This window comes from Zeimonas arvi (genome assembly GCF_008039575.1).
Lineage (GTDB): Bacteria > Pseudomonadota > Gammaproteobacteria > Burkholderiales > Burkholderiaceae_E > Zeimonas > Zeimonas arvi.
Map to the genome: position 1 here is coordinate 310,075 of NZ_VDUY01000002.1, position 12,975 is coordinate 323,049.

Consider the following 12,975-nt stretch of genomic DNA (forward strand, 5'->3'; position numbering starts at 1 on the left):
CGGACAGGGCTACTGCACTGCCCGATCCGGCGTCGGCGCTGCGCGTTGCCTCAGCTGCTCGTAGAGGCACACCGCGGCGGCCACGCCCACGTTGAGCGACTCGACCGCGTGGGACTGCGGGATCGACACCCGGCGCACGCCCGGGGCGGACAGCAGCGCGGCCTCGAGCCCCTGCCCTTCGTTGCCGAGCAGCCAGACCCTGGGGCCGCGCAAGTCGGCCTGCCAGAGGCCGGTCGGCGCATCGGCCGTGGTGGCGACGGCCTCGACCGCGAGCCTGGCGAGCAGCTCGGCCGGCGGCACGCCTTCGTGGATGTCCAGATGGAAGTGGGCGCCCATGGCCGCGCGCAGCACCTTGGGCGACCAGCAGAAGGCGGTGCCCGGCGAGGTGATCACGCGCCGAACGCCCACCGCGGCGCAGGTGCGCAGCACGGTGCCGGCGTTGCCCGGGTCCTGCACGCGATCGAGATAGACCGCGTCGTCGACCAGTCGGTCGGGCAGCACCGGTCGCGGCGTGTCCACCAGGGCGATCGGCCCCGGCCCGTGCTCGACCTGGCTGGCCTGCGCGAACAAGCGGTCGGCCAGCACGACCGGCGTCAGGCCGGTCGCATGGAGCAAGGCGGCGATCTCGGCGATGGTGCCTCCCGCGCCGGCTTGCGCGGCGTCCGGGGCGCCGGCTCGCGCGGCCCCTGCCACGCCGGGGCCCGACATGTCGCGGCCGGCGGCCGCGACGGCCTCCGCGGTGCGCGCCGGCAGGAAGATCTGCCGGGGCGCCCCGCTCCGGGCGAGACAGGCCTCGAGCAGGTGCACGCCCTCGATCACCGACAGGCCGAGCCTGCGCCGCTCGCGCGCCGAGCCCGCGAGCGCGAGCAGCTCGCGGAAGGTCTCGTTCGCCGCCGACTCGATCCGCTTCATGCCTGCTCCAGCTTGCGCACCGGCGCGAAGCTGCGCCGATGCTCGGGACAGGGCCCGTGCTCGCGCAGCAGCGCCAGGTGCAGCGCGGTCGGGTAGCCCTTGTGCAGATCGAAGCGGTACTGCGGGAAACGCTCGTGCAAGGCGTCCATCTGCGCGTCGCGCGCGCATTTCGCCAGGATGGAGGCTGCCGAGATCGCGGGGTCCAGCGCATCGCCGCGCACCAGGGTCTCCACTGCGCAGGCCAGCACCGGCGCCCGATTGCCGTCGACGCGCGCAAGCGCCGGACGCAAGCCCAGGCCGTCGACCGCGCGGCGCATCGCCAGCATCGTCGCCTGCAGGATGTTCAACGCGTCGATCTCGGCTGCGCTGGCGCTGGCCACCGACCAGGCCAGCGCCCGCTCGCGAATCGCCCCGGCGATCGACTCGCGCGCGCGCGCCGAAAGCGCCTTGGAGTCGCGCAGGCCTGCCACCGGCGCGCCGGGGTCGAGCACGACCGCAGCCGCGTACACCGGCCCGGCAAGCGGCCCTCGCCCGGCCTCGTCGACGCCGCACACCGGGCCCTCGCGCGCAGGCAGGCCAAGCGACAGCTGGCCGTGCGTCGCGGGCCGCTCAGCCACCGCCGATCTCCAGGATGCGCTCGGCCGCCCGCGAGGCGCAGTCGCGCCGCAACTGTCCGTGCAGGTCGGCGAAGCGCCGGGCGATCGCCTCGCGCCCGGCGTCGTCGTCGAGCTGCGCGAGCAGGGCCTGGCCGAGCGCTTCCGGCCTGACCGCCGCCTGCACGAACTCGGGCACGATGAACTCGCGGCTCAGGATGTTGGGCAGCCCGATCCACGGCAGCAAAGCCATCCGCCGCATGATCCGGTAGCTCAACCAGGCCAGCCGGTAGGCGATCACCATCGGCTTGCGCATCAGCGCCACCTCGAGCGTGGCGGTGCCGCTGGCGACCAGGACCGTGTCGGCCGCGGCGATGACCTCGTGCGAGCGGCCGCTGACCAGCGTGAGCGGGAGGGTGGCCGGCAGCTTCAGCGCCGTGGCCATCTCCCTGAGCCGCTCGAACAACCGGTCGGAGGCCGCCGGCAACAGGAATCGGATGTCGGGCCGGCGCAAGTGCAGCCAGGCCGCGGTGCGCAGGAAATCCGGCCCGAGGCGCTCGACCTCGCCGCCCCGGCTGCCCGGCATGAGCGCCACGACCGGCCCGCCGCCGGGAAACAGCCCGAGCGCGCGGCGGGCGCCTTCGGTGTCGACCCCCTCGGGAATGCGATCGGCGAGCGGGTGGCCCACGTAGGTCGCGGGGATCCCGGCCTTGCGGTAGATCTCCTCCTCGAAGGGAAAGATCAGCAGCACGTGGTCCACCGCGCGCCGGATGCGCTCGATTCTCCCGGCCCGCCAGGCCCAGATCGACGGGCCGATGAAGTGCACGGTGCGCAGGCCGCGCTCGCGCAGCGCGAGCTCGAGGTCCAGGTTGAAGTCGGGCGCGTCGACCCCCACGAACACGTCGGGGCGCCATTCGAGCAGGCGCTCTCGCAGCGAGTCGCGCATCCGCTTCAGGCGCGGGTACTCGCGCAGCACCTCGATGTAACCGTTGACCGACAAGGCATCGGTGGTCCACCAGGCGTCGAAGCCGCCATGGCGCATCTGCGGCCCGCCGATGCCTCGGGCATCCAGCGCGTCCGTGCGGGCCGACAGGCCGTCGAGCACGGAGGCCGCAAGCAGGTCGCCCGAGGCCTCGCCGGCCACCATGCCGAGCCGGAGTCCGGCCATCGGCGCGGCGCCGCTCAGCGGACGATCCCGCGGGTCGCGCCTTCGAGGAAGGCGACCAGCGCGGCGACGTCGGGGCCGGGCTCGACGCGCAGCGCGGCGATCGCCTCCTGCAGCGTGTGGCCCGAGCGGTAGAGCGTGCGATAGGCGCGCCGGATCGCGTTGATCCGGTCGGCCGAGAAGCCGCGCCGGCGCAGGCCCTCGGAGTTGATGCCGTGGGCCTGCGCGCTGCTGCCCGAGGCCATCACGAAAGGCGGGATGTCGTGAAGCACCACCGAGCTGACGCCGGTCATCGCGTGCGCGCCGATCTTGCAGAACTGGTGGACCTGCGTGCATCCCCCGAGGATCACCCAGTCGCCGATCTGCACGTGGCCGGCCAGGTTCGTGGTGTTGGCGAAGATGGCGTGGCTGCCGATCAGGCAGTCGTGCGCGATGTGCACGCAGGCCATGACCCAGTTGTCGTCGCCCAGCGTGGTCACGCCGCGGTCCTGCGCGGTGCCGCGGTTGATCGTGACGAACTCGCGGATCGTGTTGCCGTTGCCGATCTCGAGCGAGGTCGGTTCGCCGGCGTACTTCTTGTCCTGGGGGTCGGCGCCGATCGACGCGAACTGGAAGATCCGGTTGTCGCGACCGATCGTGGCAGGTCCCTCGATCACCGCGTGCGGGCCGATCCGGGTGTTCGCGCCGATCTTCACGCTTGCGCCGATCACCGCATAGGCGCCGACCTCGACCGAGGTGTCGAGCTCGGCGGCCGGGTCGACGATCGCCGTGGGGTGGATGCGCTGCGCGCCGCTCATCGCCAGGCCGCGCGGTTCAGGCCGAAGCCGCCGGCGTCGCGCCGCCGTCGGGGCCGGCGCCGCCCGGATTTCCGCCCCCGTTGGACCCGTCGATCTCCCGCAGCGTGCACATCAACTCGGCCTCGGCGCACAGCTGGCCGTCGACCGTGGTGCGGCCGGCGTATTTCCAGATCGAGCGGGCGATCCGCACGATCTCGACCTCGAGCCGAAGCTGGTCGCCGGGGACCACCGGGCGCTTGAAGCGCGCATTGTCAACGCCGACGAAGTAGTAGACCGAGCCCTGGTCCGACACCCGGCCCATGGTCTGGAAGGACAGGATGCCGGCGGCCTGCGCGAGCGCCTCGATCTGCAGCACGCCGGGCATCACCGGCAGGTAGGGAAAGTGTCCGGTGAAGTACGGCTCGTTGATCGTGACGTTCTTGATCGCCACGATCCGCTTGCCCTTCTCGAGCTCGAGCACCCGGTCGACCAGCAGGAACGGATAGCGATGCGGCAGGTGTTCCAGGATGGCGCGAATGTCCATGACTGTCATCGGGTGTTGTCCTCGTCGGTTCGTTCGAGCCTGCGCACCCGGGTGCGCAGTTCGGGCAGTCGTCGCAGCACGGCGGCCGCGCGCTCCCAGTCGTCATTGTCCATCAGCGGGAACACGCCGGTGTAGAAGCCCGGCTGCCGGATCGTGCGGGTGACCAGGCTCATCGCCGAAACCGTCACGTCGTCGCAGATCTCGAGGTGCCCCAGGATGCCGGCGCCGCCGCCGATCCGGCACCGGCGTCCGATCACCGCGCTGCCGGCCACGCCCACGCAGCCGGCGAGCGCGCTGTGCTCGCCGATCCGCACGTTGTGGCCGATCTGGATCTGGTTGTCGAGCTTGCAGCCGTCACCGATCACCGTGTCGTCGAGCGCGCCGCGGTCGATCGTGGTGTTGGCGCCGATCTCGACGTCGTTGCCGATGCGCACGGCGCCGAGCTGCGGGATCTTCTCCCAGCGCCCCTCGGCCGACGCGAATCCGAAGCCGTCGGCGCCGATCACCGCGCCCGAGTGCAGGATGCAGCGCTCGCCGATCGTGCAAGCGTCGTAGATCGTCACGCGCGCGTGCAGGACCGTGCCGGCCCCGATGCTCACGCCGGCCCCGACCACCGAACCGGGACCGATCGACGCCCCCTTGCCGATGCTCGCCCCCGCGCCGATCACCACCTGGGCGCCGATGCTGACGCCGCTGCCGATCCGGGCGTCGGGCGCCACCACCGCCGAGGGCTCGCAGCCGGGCGCGCTCGCGGGGCGCAGCATGGCCTCGAGCTCGCGCGCGAGCGTCGCGAAGGCGCGATAGGGGTCGTCGCTCGCCAGCACGGCGCAGCCTGCCGGCAGCCCGCTGGCGTCGGATTCCCGGGCGATGATCGCACCGGCAGCGCTGTCGCGGGCCTGCGCCGCGTAGCGGGAATCGGAGAGAAAGGAAAGATCGGCCGGTCCGGCCGAGGCCAGTGTCGCCAGGCCGCGCAGCAGCCGATCGGGGTCTCCGCGCAGGATGCGCGCCCGGGCGATCCCGGCCGCCGCCGCAAGGCTCAGACCGGGCCTCAGTTCCATTGCCGCGCGCCCCGCGTTGCCGCAGAGCCGAAGCTCACTTGCCGCCCGAAGTGAGCGCGCGCAGCACCTTCTCGGTGATGTCGATACGCGGGCTCGCGAAGACGGCCTCCTGGAGGATGATGTCGTACTTCTCCTGCTCGGCGATCTGCTTGATGACCCGGTTCGCCTTCTCGATGACCTGGGCGAGTTCCTCGTTGCGGCGCTGGTTGAGGTCTTCGCGGAACTCGCGCTGCTTGCGCTGGAATTCCTTCTCGACGTCGGCATACTCGCGCTGCCGGCGCTGGCGATCGCCGTCCGACATGACGGCGCCATCGCGGTCGATGCGCTCGCCCATGGACTTCAGGCGCGCGGCCATGTCCTGCAGCTCCTTCTCGCGTCGGCTGAACTCCTGCTCGAGCTTCTGCTGCGAAGCCTTGGCCGGGGCGGCATCGCGCAGGATGCGCTCGGTGTTGACGAAGCCGATCCGCGTGCCTTCCTGGGCGACGGCGAACGATGCGGTCGCGGCGAGCGCGGCGGCCGCAACCAACTTCAGAATCCGGGCGGACGGTGATCCGTTCTTCATCGACGGTGGTCCCTACATGCGTGAGCGATCAAGCGGCGATTGTCGCACAGAAGCGCCGCCGCCCCCCGAGGCGCCGGCGCGATGACGCGGCGCCGTCAACCGGGGTTCCGCCCCTCGGCGCGGCAGCCCCGCCCGGCAACCGGACCTCAGAAACCGGTGCCGACCTGGAACTGCAGGCGCTGGGTGCGGTCGCCGGTTTCCTTGTTGATCGGGAAGGCGACGCTGAGCTTGAGCGGACCGATCGGCGACAGCCAGCTCAGGCCGAGACCGGCGGAGTAGCGCAGGTCTCCGAGGTCGATCGAGGTGCCCTCGAACACGTTGCCGGCGTCGAGGAACACGAAGGTCCGGATCGTGCGGTCGCTGCCGGTTCCGGGCAAGGGGAAGATGAACTCGGCGCTGCCGACCACCCTCGACTGGCCCCCCAGCGGCACCTCGCGGAAGCCGCCGTTGAGCAGCTGCTCGAAGTCCTTCGGACCCAGCGAGGACGGGTAGTAGCCGCGCACCGAACCGATGCCGCCGGCGTAGAAGTTCTTGAACAGCGGATACGGGTTGCCGCCGAACGCCCGGCCGAAGCCCAGGTCACCGTAGAGCGCGATCGTGTAGTCGCGGTTCAGCGGGTAGTACCACTCGTGCTTGTAGGCGGCGCGCCAGTAGCGCAGGTCGCCCACCGGCAGGGTCACGTCGAGGGTGGCGCTCTGCAGGCGACCGCGCGTGGGGATCAGCGCGCTGTCCCGGCTGTCGCGCGCCCAGCCGGCAGTGGCCAGCAGCGCGCTGGCCGATTCGCCGAAGTTCGCCACCTGCTGGATGTAGCGCGACGGCGCGAGCGTGCCGAGCTTGACGTCGTTGCGCTCGGCCACCAGGCCGAAGGACAGGCGGTCGTACTCGGTGTAGGGGACGCCGAAACGCAGGCCGATGCCGCTCGAACGGATCCGGTAGTCGCCCAGGTCGAGCTCGCTCGCGTTGTAGGTGCGGGTGTAGAGATCGAATGCCCGGCTCACGCCGTCCGGCGTGAAGTAAGGATCGACGTAGGACAGCGCGACCGTGCGGAACAACTTGCTGGTGTTGACGGTCAGGCCCAACGACTTGCCGGTGCCCATGAAGTTCTGCTGGTTCAGCGACGCCGACAGGATCACCTTCTCGGTGCTGGAGAAGCCCACGCCGAAGGTGACGTTGCCGGTCGGCTGCTCGGTGACCACCACGTTCAGGTCGACCTGGTCGGGCGCGTCGGGCACTGGCTGCGTGTCGATGCGCACGTCGGTGAAGTAGCCGAGCCGGCTCACCCGCTCGCGCGAGAGCCGGATCTTGTCGGCGTCGTACCAGGCATCCTCGAACTGGCGCAGTTCGCGGCGGATGACCTCGTCGCGGGTGCGCGAGTTCCCGGCCACGTTGATCCGGCGCACGTAGACCCGGCGCGCCGGGTCGACCAGGATCTGGAAGGAGACCTCGCGATTGTCGCGATCGATGGTCGGCACCGCGTTGACGTTGGCGAAGGCGTAGCCGAGCTCGCCCAGCCGGTCGGAAATCCGCTTGGTGGACTCGGTCAGCTTCGAGCCCGAGAACACGTCGCCAGGCTTCAGCGTGACCCGCTCCGCGAATTCGGCCTCGCGGCCCAGCAGCGTGCCGCCGAAACCGACGTCCTTGACCCGGTACTGCTCGCCCTCGCGGATGGCGATCGTGAGCTCGACCCGCTCGCGATCGGGCGTGATCGACACCTGCGTGGACTGGACCTCGAACTCGAGGTAGCCGCGGTCGAGATAGAAGGAGCGCAGGGTTTCGAGGTCGCCGGCGAACTTCTCGCGCGAATACTGGTCGGCCTTCGAGTACCAGGTGAACCAGTTCGGCGTGGTGAGCCGCATCTCGTCGAGCAGCTGCTTCTCGGTGAAGGCCTTGTTGCCCACGAAGCGGATCGCGCCGATCCGGGCGACATCGCCCTCGTCGACGGTGAGCACGATGCCGACTCGGTTGCGCTCGAGCGGGGTGATCGTGGAGGTGACGCTCGCGGCGTAACGGCCGCGCGCCAGGTATTGCTGCTTGAGCTCCTGCTCGGCGCGCTCGAGCACGCTGCGGTCGAAGATCAGCGACTCGCCCAGGCCCTGGTCGCGCAGTACCTTCTTGAGGGCTTCCTTGTCGAACTCCTTGGCGCCGACCACGTCCACCGAAGCGATCGCGGGGCGTTCCTCGACGTAGACGACCAGCACGTCGCCGTCGACCTCGAGGCGCACGTCGCGGAAGAAGCCGGTGGCGAACAGCGCGCGCACGGCCTCGCTGGCCCCCTCTTCGGTGAGCCGCTCGCCGACCTTGACCGGCAGGTAGCTGAAGACCGTGCCCGGCTCGGTGCGCTGAACGCCTTCGATGCGGATGTCGCGGACGACGAAAGGATCGAAGGCGAAGGCGGCCCTGGCTGCAAGCAGCGCGACGGCGGAGACGATCGCCAGACGTACCGCGCTGCGGCCGCGCCGCAGGCGGCTACGTAGGAATGGCATGGATCAGGAACCGATCAGGCGGCTGATGTCATTGAACAGGGCCACTGCCATCATCAGCATGATGATCGCGAGGCCGGCTTTTTGCGTGACGACCATGAAGCGCTCGGACAGCGGCCTGCCCTTCACTGCCTCGAGTCCGTAATATACCAAATGCCCTCCGTCGAGGACCGGCACGGGGAGCAGATTGAGCACGCCCAGGCTGATGCTGATGAGCGCGAGGAAACTCAGGTAGGCGAACCAGCCCACGCGCGCCGACTGGCCGGCCAGGTCTGCGATGGTCACCGGCCCGCTCAGGTTGCGGATCGACAATTCGCCGGTCAGCATGCGGCCCAGCATGCGCAGCGTGAACACCGACATGTCCCAGGTCTGGCGTGTGCCCTGCCACAAGGCCTCCAGCGGGCCGTAACGCAGCGTTTCCATCTTCACCCGGTCCTGCAGCGCGGCGCCGATCCGGCCGATGGTGCGGCCTGCGTCGGCGCCCTCGCCCGCCACGGCCTGGGGCACGACCGGCAAGGCGATCTCGTCGGCGCCGCGGCGCACCACGATCTGGATCTGGCGCCCGGGATTGGCCTTGACCGCGTCGATCAGGTCGATGGCACGCCCCACCGGTGCGCCGTTCACCGACACCAGCTCGTCGCCCGGCGCCAGCCCGGCGCTCAGGGCGGCGCCGCCTTCGACCAGCGAACCCACGACCACCTTGCCGGCCGCGAGCCGAAGGCCCATCAGGCCGAGGAAGTCGCGCTCGGCATCGCGCTCGGACATGCCGGACAGATCGAGCGCAAGCGTGCCGCTGCCTGCCCCACCCTCGCGCTGGACCGTCAATTGCGCGGCGCGACGCTCGATCAGCGGATCGAGCAGGGCCAGCCGCAGCTCGTTCCAGGAGCGTACCTCGTCGCCGTCGACCGACAGGATCCGGTCGCCGCGCGCCAGCCCGGCGCGCGCCGCCGGCGTCTCGACCGCCGGCTTGTCGACGATCGGCGCGGGCTCGTCGACGCCGACCCAGCCCAGCACCGCGTAGAGCAGGATCGCGAGCAGGAAGTTGGCCAGCGGGCCGGCCGCCACGATCGCGGCGCGCTGCGACAGCGGCTTGCGGCTGAAGGCGCGCGAGAGCTCGCCGGCCGGGATGGGCGAATCCTGCGACTCGCGCTCGTCGAGCATGCGGACGTAGCCGCCCAGCGGGATCATCGCGAGCGTCCACTCGGTCCGGTCGGGGCCGACGTGCCAGCGCGCAAGCGGCTTGCCGAATCCGATCGAGAAGCGCAGCACCTTGACCCCGCACCAGCGCGCCACCAGGTAGTGCCCGAGCTCGTGGACGAAGATCAGCAGGGTGAGTGCCGCCAGGAAGGCGACCAGGGTCTGCAGCCCGCTCATGCCGCGACTCGCTCGAGGAGCGCGCCGGCCGCGCGGCGGCTGTCGCGATCCAGCGCCAGCACCGACTCGACGTCGGCGCCCGCGGGCCGGTCGCCGAGCTTGTCGAGGACGCGGGCATTCAGTTGCGCGATGCCGGCGAAGCCGATGCGGCGCGCCAGGAAGGCCTCGACCGCGACCTCGTTCGCGGCGTTGAGCACGCAGGGCGCGCCGCCGCCGGCGTCGAGCGCCTGGTGGGCCAGCCTGAGGCAGGGAAAGCGTTCCATGTCCGGTTCCTCGAAATCCAGTCTGCCGATACGGGCGAGATCGAGCGGCGACACGCCGCTCTCGATCCGCTCGGGATACGCGAGCGCATGGGCGATCGGCGTGCGCATGTCCGGGTTGCCGAGCTGGGCCAGCATGGACCCGTCGGCATACTCGACCAGCGAATGCACGATGCTCTGCGGATGCACGACGACATCCAATCGCGAACCGGGCAAGCCGAACAGGAAATGTGCCTCGATCAGCTCGAGACCCTTGTTCATCATCGTCGCGGAATCGACGGAAATCTTGCGGCCCATCGACCAGTTCGGATGCGCGCAGGCCTGCTCCGGCGTGGCCTGGGCCATCTCGGCGGCGCTGGCGCGCCGGAAGGGGCCGCCGGAGGCGGTCAGCAGGATGCGACGGATGCCGGGGCCGTCGGCGCGCCCGCCGGGAGGCAGGCACTGGAACACCGCGTTGTGCTCGCTGTCGATGGGCAGCACCGAGGCGCCGCCGGCGGCGCAGGCCGACAGGAAGACCTGGCCGGCCATCACCAGCGACTCCTTGTTGGCCAGCAGGATCCGCTTGCCCGCGCGTGCCGCGGCGATCGCGGCCTCGAGGCCGGCGGCGCCGACGATGGCGGCCATCACCGCGTCGACCTCGGCGGCCGCGGCGACCTCGATCAGGGCGCGCGGCCCGGCCAGGACCTCGGTGCCGCTGCCCGCAGCCGCCAGGCGCTCGCGCAGGCGGGCCGCGGCAGCCTCGTCGGCCAGCACCGCGTAGCGCGGCGCGAAGCGCAGGCACTGCTCGGCCAGCAGCTCGTGCTGGCGCTGCGCACCGAGCGCGAACACCCGGTAGCGGTCCGGGTGCCGCCCCGCCACGTCGAGCGTGCTGCGCCCGATCGAGCCGGTGGCGCCGAGGATCGTGAGATGGATCATCTTGGAACGGGGTGTGCGGCCGGAGCGGCGGATGGCTGGCCGATCAACCGAGCAGCCGGTGCAGCAACGATACCGCAGGCATGACCGGGATCAGCGCATCGATCCGGTCGAGCACGCCGCCATGGCCGGGCAGCAGCGTGCCGCTGTCCTTGACGCCGGCCTCGCGCTTGAGCAGCGACTCGTGCAGGTCGCCGACGACCGACAGCGCGGCGAGCGCCAGCAGAACCGGCACCGCCAGCACCGCCGAGGCGTCGAAGAGCCGCGCCGCGAGCGTGGCCGACAGCGCCCCGCCCTGCCCCGCGAAGACGGCGACCGCCCAGCCCGCCAGCACGACTGCCAGCGCGCCGCCGAGCGCGCCCTCCCAGCTCTTGCCGGGGCTGATCGCCGGCGCCAGCTTGCGCCGGCCGATCGCCCTACCCACGAAATACGCGGCGATGTCGGCGATCCAGACGATGGCCATGGCAGCCAGCAGCACGACCGGGCCGCGCGCGTGAAGCTCGATCAGCGCCACCCAGCAGGCGAGCAGCAGGAAGGCGGCCAGCGGCGTGCCGCCGCCCCCGGCCCGATGCTGCGCGAGTCGCGCCGGGCCGGCCAGGCACCACCAGCCGGTGGCGAGCGCGGACAGCGCCAGACCGAACCACTCCGGCCAGCCCGCGGCCGCCCGCCAGGCGAGCAGCGCGAGGCCGATCGCCACGACCGCCAGCCCGACCGGCCAGGCGCTTCGCCCCACGGAGCGCACCGGCAGGCCGGCGCTGCCGGGTCCTGACGCGCCGGCGCCCGGAGGCCGCGCCGATGCCGCCCGGGCGATCGCCAGCAGCCCCGCCCACTCGCGCGCGCCCACGGCCAGAAAGGCGAGGGTCAGCGCGGCCCAGGTCCAGGCGGGCCACCAGAAGAGGGTCGGCAGCAGGACGGCCAGCAGGACCAGGGCCGTGATGACGCGCTGGCGCAGCATTGGTGCGCGCTCAGGCCTGCGCGCCGGCCGCCAGCTGGGCGCTGGTGCGGCCGAAGCGGCGCTCGCGGGCGCGAAAGGACTCGAAGGCGCGCTCGAGCTCGGCCTGGTCGAAGTCGGGCCACCAGGTGTCGGTGAAATAGAGCTCGGTGTAGGCGAGCTGCCAGAGCAGGAAGTTGCTGATTCGCTGCTCGCCGCCGGTGCGGATGAACAGGTCGGGCTCGGGCGCCCAGGCCATGGCCAGGTGCGCCGCGATGTCGTCCTCGGCGATGCGCGAGGGCTCGGCGGCGAGCTCGGGCCGGGCCGCCAGCAGCGCCCGGGTGGCCTGGACCAGGTCCCAGCGCCCGCCGTAATTGGCCGCCACGGTGAGGGTCAGCCGGCTGTTGGCGGCCGTGCGCGCCTCGGCCTGTCCGATCAGCTCCTGCAGCCGCGGCTCGAAGCGGCTGGTGTCGCCGACGACCCGCAGCCGGATGCCGTTGTCGGACAGCTTGCCGACCTCGCGCTCGAGCGCGGTGATGAACAGGCGCATCAGCACCGACACCTCGTCGGCCGGGCGCCGCCAGTTCTCGGAGCTGAACGCGAACAGGGTCAGGTACTCGACGCCGGCTCGCGCGCAGGCCTCGACGGTGCGCCGCACCGCGTCGACGCCCCTGGCGTGGCCGGCCACCCTCGGCAGGTGGCGCGAGGTGGCCCAGCGGCCATTGCCGTCCATGATGATCGCGACATGGCGAGGCACCCCTCCGGTGGCGGGGACCTCGCGGGTCGAGCTGGGAAATCTGGGCATCGAGCGAACGCGATCGACGGCGGTCAGACCGTCATGATCTCCTGCTCCTTGGTCGCGAGCAGCTTGTCGATCTCGGCCACGAAACGGTCGGTCAGTTTCTGGATGTCCTCCTGCGCACGCCGCTCGTCGTCTTCCGAGATCGCCTTGTCCTTGAGCAGCTTCTTGAGCTGCTCGTTTGCGTCGCGGCGCAGGTTGCGCACGGCCACCTTGGCGTGCTCCGCATCGCCGCGGGCGATCTTGGTCATCTCGCGGCGACGCTCCTCGGACAGGGGCGGCATCGGCACGCGGATCAGGTCGCCGCTGGTGGCCGGATTCAGGCCGAGATCGGACTCGCGGATCGCCTTGTCGACGACCTGGACCATCTTCTTCTCCCAGGGCTGCACGCCGAGAGTGCGCGCGTCCTGCACCGTGACGTTGGCGACCTGCGAGAGCGGCACCATGCTGCCGTAGTAGTCGACCTGGATGTGGTCGAGCAGGCCCGCGTGGGCGCGGCCCGTGCGGATCTTCTGGAAGCTGGTCTTCATCGCGTCCAGCGACTTCTGCATCTTCTGCTCGGCCGTGCTCCTGACCTCGGCAACGCTCATGGATCCTCCGGAAAGAAAG

13 protein-coding genes are annotated in these 12,975 nt (G+C 71.2%); all 13 read right to left on the reverse strand.

The annotated features are described in order from the left end of the window. Nucleotides 1-9 precede the first annotated feature (9 nt). The 13 genes from FHP08_RS05900 to frr all read right to left on the reverse strand — a co-directional run bounded on the left by FHP08_RS05900 (nt 10) and on the right by frr (nt 12,956). On the reverse strand, nt 10-912 hold the full coding sequence (locus FHP08_RS05900) for a TrmH family RNA methyltransferase (RefSeq protein ID WP_147703395.1): 903 nt from the start codon (nt 910-912) through the stop codon (nt 10-12). Then, nucleotides 909-1,499, reverse strand: a complete 591-nt coding sequence (gene rnhB, locus FHP08_RS05905; RefSeq protein WP_225879065.1) for a ribonuclease HII — start codon at nt 1,497-1,499, stop codon at nt 909-911. The genes FHP08_RS05900 and rnhB overlap by 4 nt, the downstream gene beginning before the upstream one ends. Nucleotides 1,500-1,521: 22 nt before the next feature. Continuing rightward, on the reverse strand, nt 1,522-2,673 hold the full coding sequence (lpxB, locus tag FHP08_RS05910; RefSeq protein WP_147703396.1) for a lipid-A-disaccharide synthase: 1,152 nt from the start codon (nt 2,671-2,673) through the stop codon (nt 1,522-1,524). A gap of 14 nt (nt 2,674-2,687) precedes the next feature. Further along, on the reverse strand, nt 2,688-3,467 hold the full coding sequence (gene lpxA, locus FHP08_RS05915; RefSeq protein ID WP_147703397.1) for an acyl-ACP--UDP-N-acetylglucosamine O-acyltransferase: 780 nt from the start codon (nt 3,465-3,467) through the stop codon (nt 2,688-2,690). Between the two features lie 16 nt (nt 3,468-3,483). Next, nucleotides 3,484-3,999, reverse strand: a complete 516-nt coding sequence (gene fabZ, locus FHP08_RS05920; RefSeq protein WP_222707824.1) for a 3-hydroxyacyl-ACP dehydratase FabZ — start codon at nt 3,997-3,999, stop codon at nt 3,484-3,486. Next, nucleotides 3,996-5,048: a UDP-3-O-(3-hydroxymyristoyl)glucosamine N-acyltransferase gene (gene lpxD, locus FHP08_RS05925; RefSeq protein WP_147703398.1), complete on the reverse strand. Its 1,053-nt coding sequence runs from the start codon at nt 5,046-5,048 to the stop codon at nt 3,996-3,998. Before lpxD ends, fabZ begins: the two co-directional genes overlap by 4 nt. 34 nt (nt 5,049-5,082) lie before the next feature. Then, nucleotides 5,083-5,610 carry an OmpH family outer membrane protein gene (locus FHP08_RS05930; protein ID WP_147703399.1) on the reverse strand — a complete coding sequence of 176 codons (528 nt, stop codon included), beginning with the start codon at nt 5,608-5,610 and terminating at the stop codon, nt 5,083-5,085. Between the two features lie 146 nt (nt 5,611-5,756). Further along, entirely contained in the window at nt 5,757-8,093 is a 2,337-nt protein-coding gene (gene bamA / locus FHP08_RS05935) for an outer membrane protein assembly factor BamA (protein ID WP_147703400.1), read from the reverse strand. A 3-nt stretch (nt 8,094-8,096) separates the two neighbouring features. Then, nucleotides 8,097-9,464, reverse strand: a complete 1,368-nt coding sequence (gene rseP / locus FHP08_RS05940) for an RIP metalloprotease RseP (protein ID WP_147703401.1) — start codon at nt 9,462-9,464, stop codon at nt 8,097-8,099. Next, complete coding sequence (gene ispC / locus FHP08_RS05945) at nt 9,461-10,639, reverse strand: 1-deoxy-D-xylulose-5-phosphate reductoisomerase (RefSeq protein ID WP_147703402.1); 1,179 nt, start codon at nt 10,637-10,639, stop codon at nt 9,461-9,463. Before ispC ends, rseP begins: the two co-directional genes overlap by 4 nt. 43 nt (nt 10,640-10,682) lie before the next feature. Continuing rightward, nucleotides 10,683-11,591, reverse strand: a complete 909-nt coding sequence (locus tag FHP08_RS05950) for a phosphatidate cytidylyltransferase (RefSeq protein ID WP_147703403.1) — start codon at nt 11,589-11,591, stop codon at nt 10,683-10,685. Between the two features lie 10 nt (nt 11,592-11,601). Next, nucleotides 11,602-12,372, reverse strand: a complete 771-nt coding sequence (gene uppS, locus FHP08_RS05955) for a polyprenyl diphosphate synthase (protein ID WP_147703404.1) — start codon at nt 12,370-12,372, stop codon at nt 11,602-11,604. Between the two features lie 23 nt (nt 12,373-12,395). Next, the gene (gene frr, locus FHP08_RS05960; protein ID WP_147703405.1) at nt 12,396-12,956 is read right to left on the reverse strand and encodes a ribosome recycling factor; all 561 of its coding nucleotides are present in this window, start codon (nt 12,954-12,956) and stop codon (nt 12,396-12,398) included. Nucleotides 12,957-12,975: the final 19 nt, after the last annotated feature.

Bases quoted from the DNA above. Each gene is read 5' to 3' on its own strand.
- FHP08_RS05900 (WP_147703395.1), bottom strand. From the start codon at position 912: ATGAAGCGGATCGAGTCGGCGGCGAACGAGACCTTCCGCGAGCTGCTC.
- lpxB (WP_147703396.1), bottom strand. From the start codon at position 2,673: ATGGCCGGACTCCGGCTCGGCATGGTGGCCGGCGAGGCCTCGGGCGAC.
- lpxA (WP_147703397.1), bottom strand. From the start codon at position 3,467: ATGAGCGGCGCGCAGCGCATCCACCCCACGGCGATCGTCGACCCGGCC.
- fabZ (WP_222707824.1), bottom strand. From the start codon at position 3,999: ATGACAGTCATGGACATTCGCGCCATCCTGGAACACCTGCCGCATCGC.
- lpxD (WP_147703398.1), bottom strand. From the start codon at position 5,048: ATGGAACTGAGGCCCGGTCTGAGCCTTGCGGCGGCGGCCGGGATCGCC.
- FHP08_RS05930 (WP_147703399.1), bottom strand. From the start codon at position 5,610: ATGAAGAACGGATCACCGTCCGCCCGGATTCTGAAGTTGGTTGCGGCC.
- bamA (WP_147703400.1), bottom strand. From the start codon at position 8,093: ATGCCATTCCTACGTAGCCGCCTGCGGCGCGGCCGCAGCGCGGTACGT.
- rseP (WP_147703401.1), bottom strand. From the start codon at position 9,464: ATGAGCGGGCTGCAGACCCTGGTCGCCTTCCTGGCGGCACTCACCCTG.
- ispC (WP_147703402.1), bottom strand. From the start codon at position 10,639: ATGATCCATCTCACGATCCTCGGCGCCACCGGCTCGATCGGGCGCAGC.
- FHP08_RS05950 (WP_147703403.1), bottom strand. From the start codon at position 11,591: ATGCTGCGCCAGCGCGTCATCACGGCCCTGGTCCTGCTGGCCGTCCTG.
- uppS (WP_147703404.1), bottom strand. From the start codon at position 12,372: ATGCCCAGATTTCCCAGCTCGACCCGCGAGGTCCCCGCCACCGGAGGG.
- frr (WP_147703405.1), bottom strand. From the start codon at position 12,956: ATGAGCGTTGCCGAGGTCAGGAGCACGGCCGAGCAGAAGATGCAGAAG.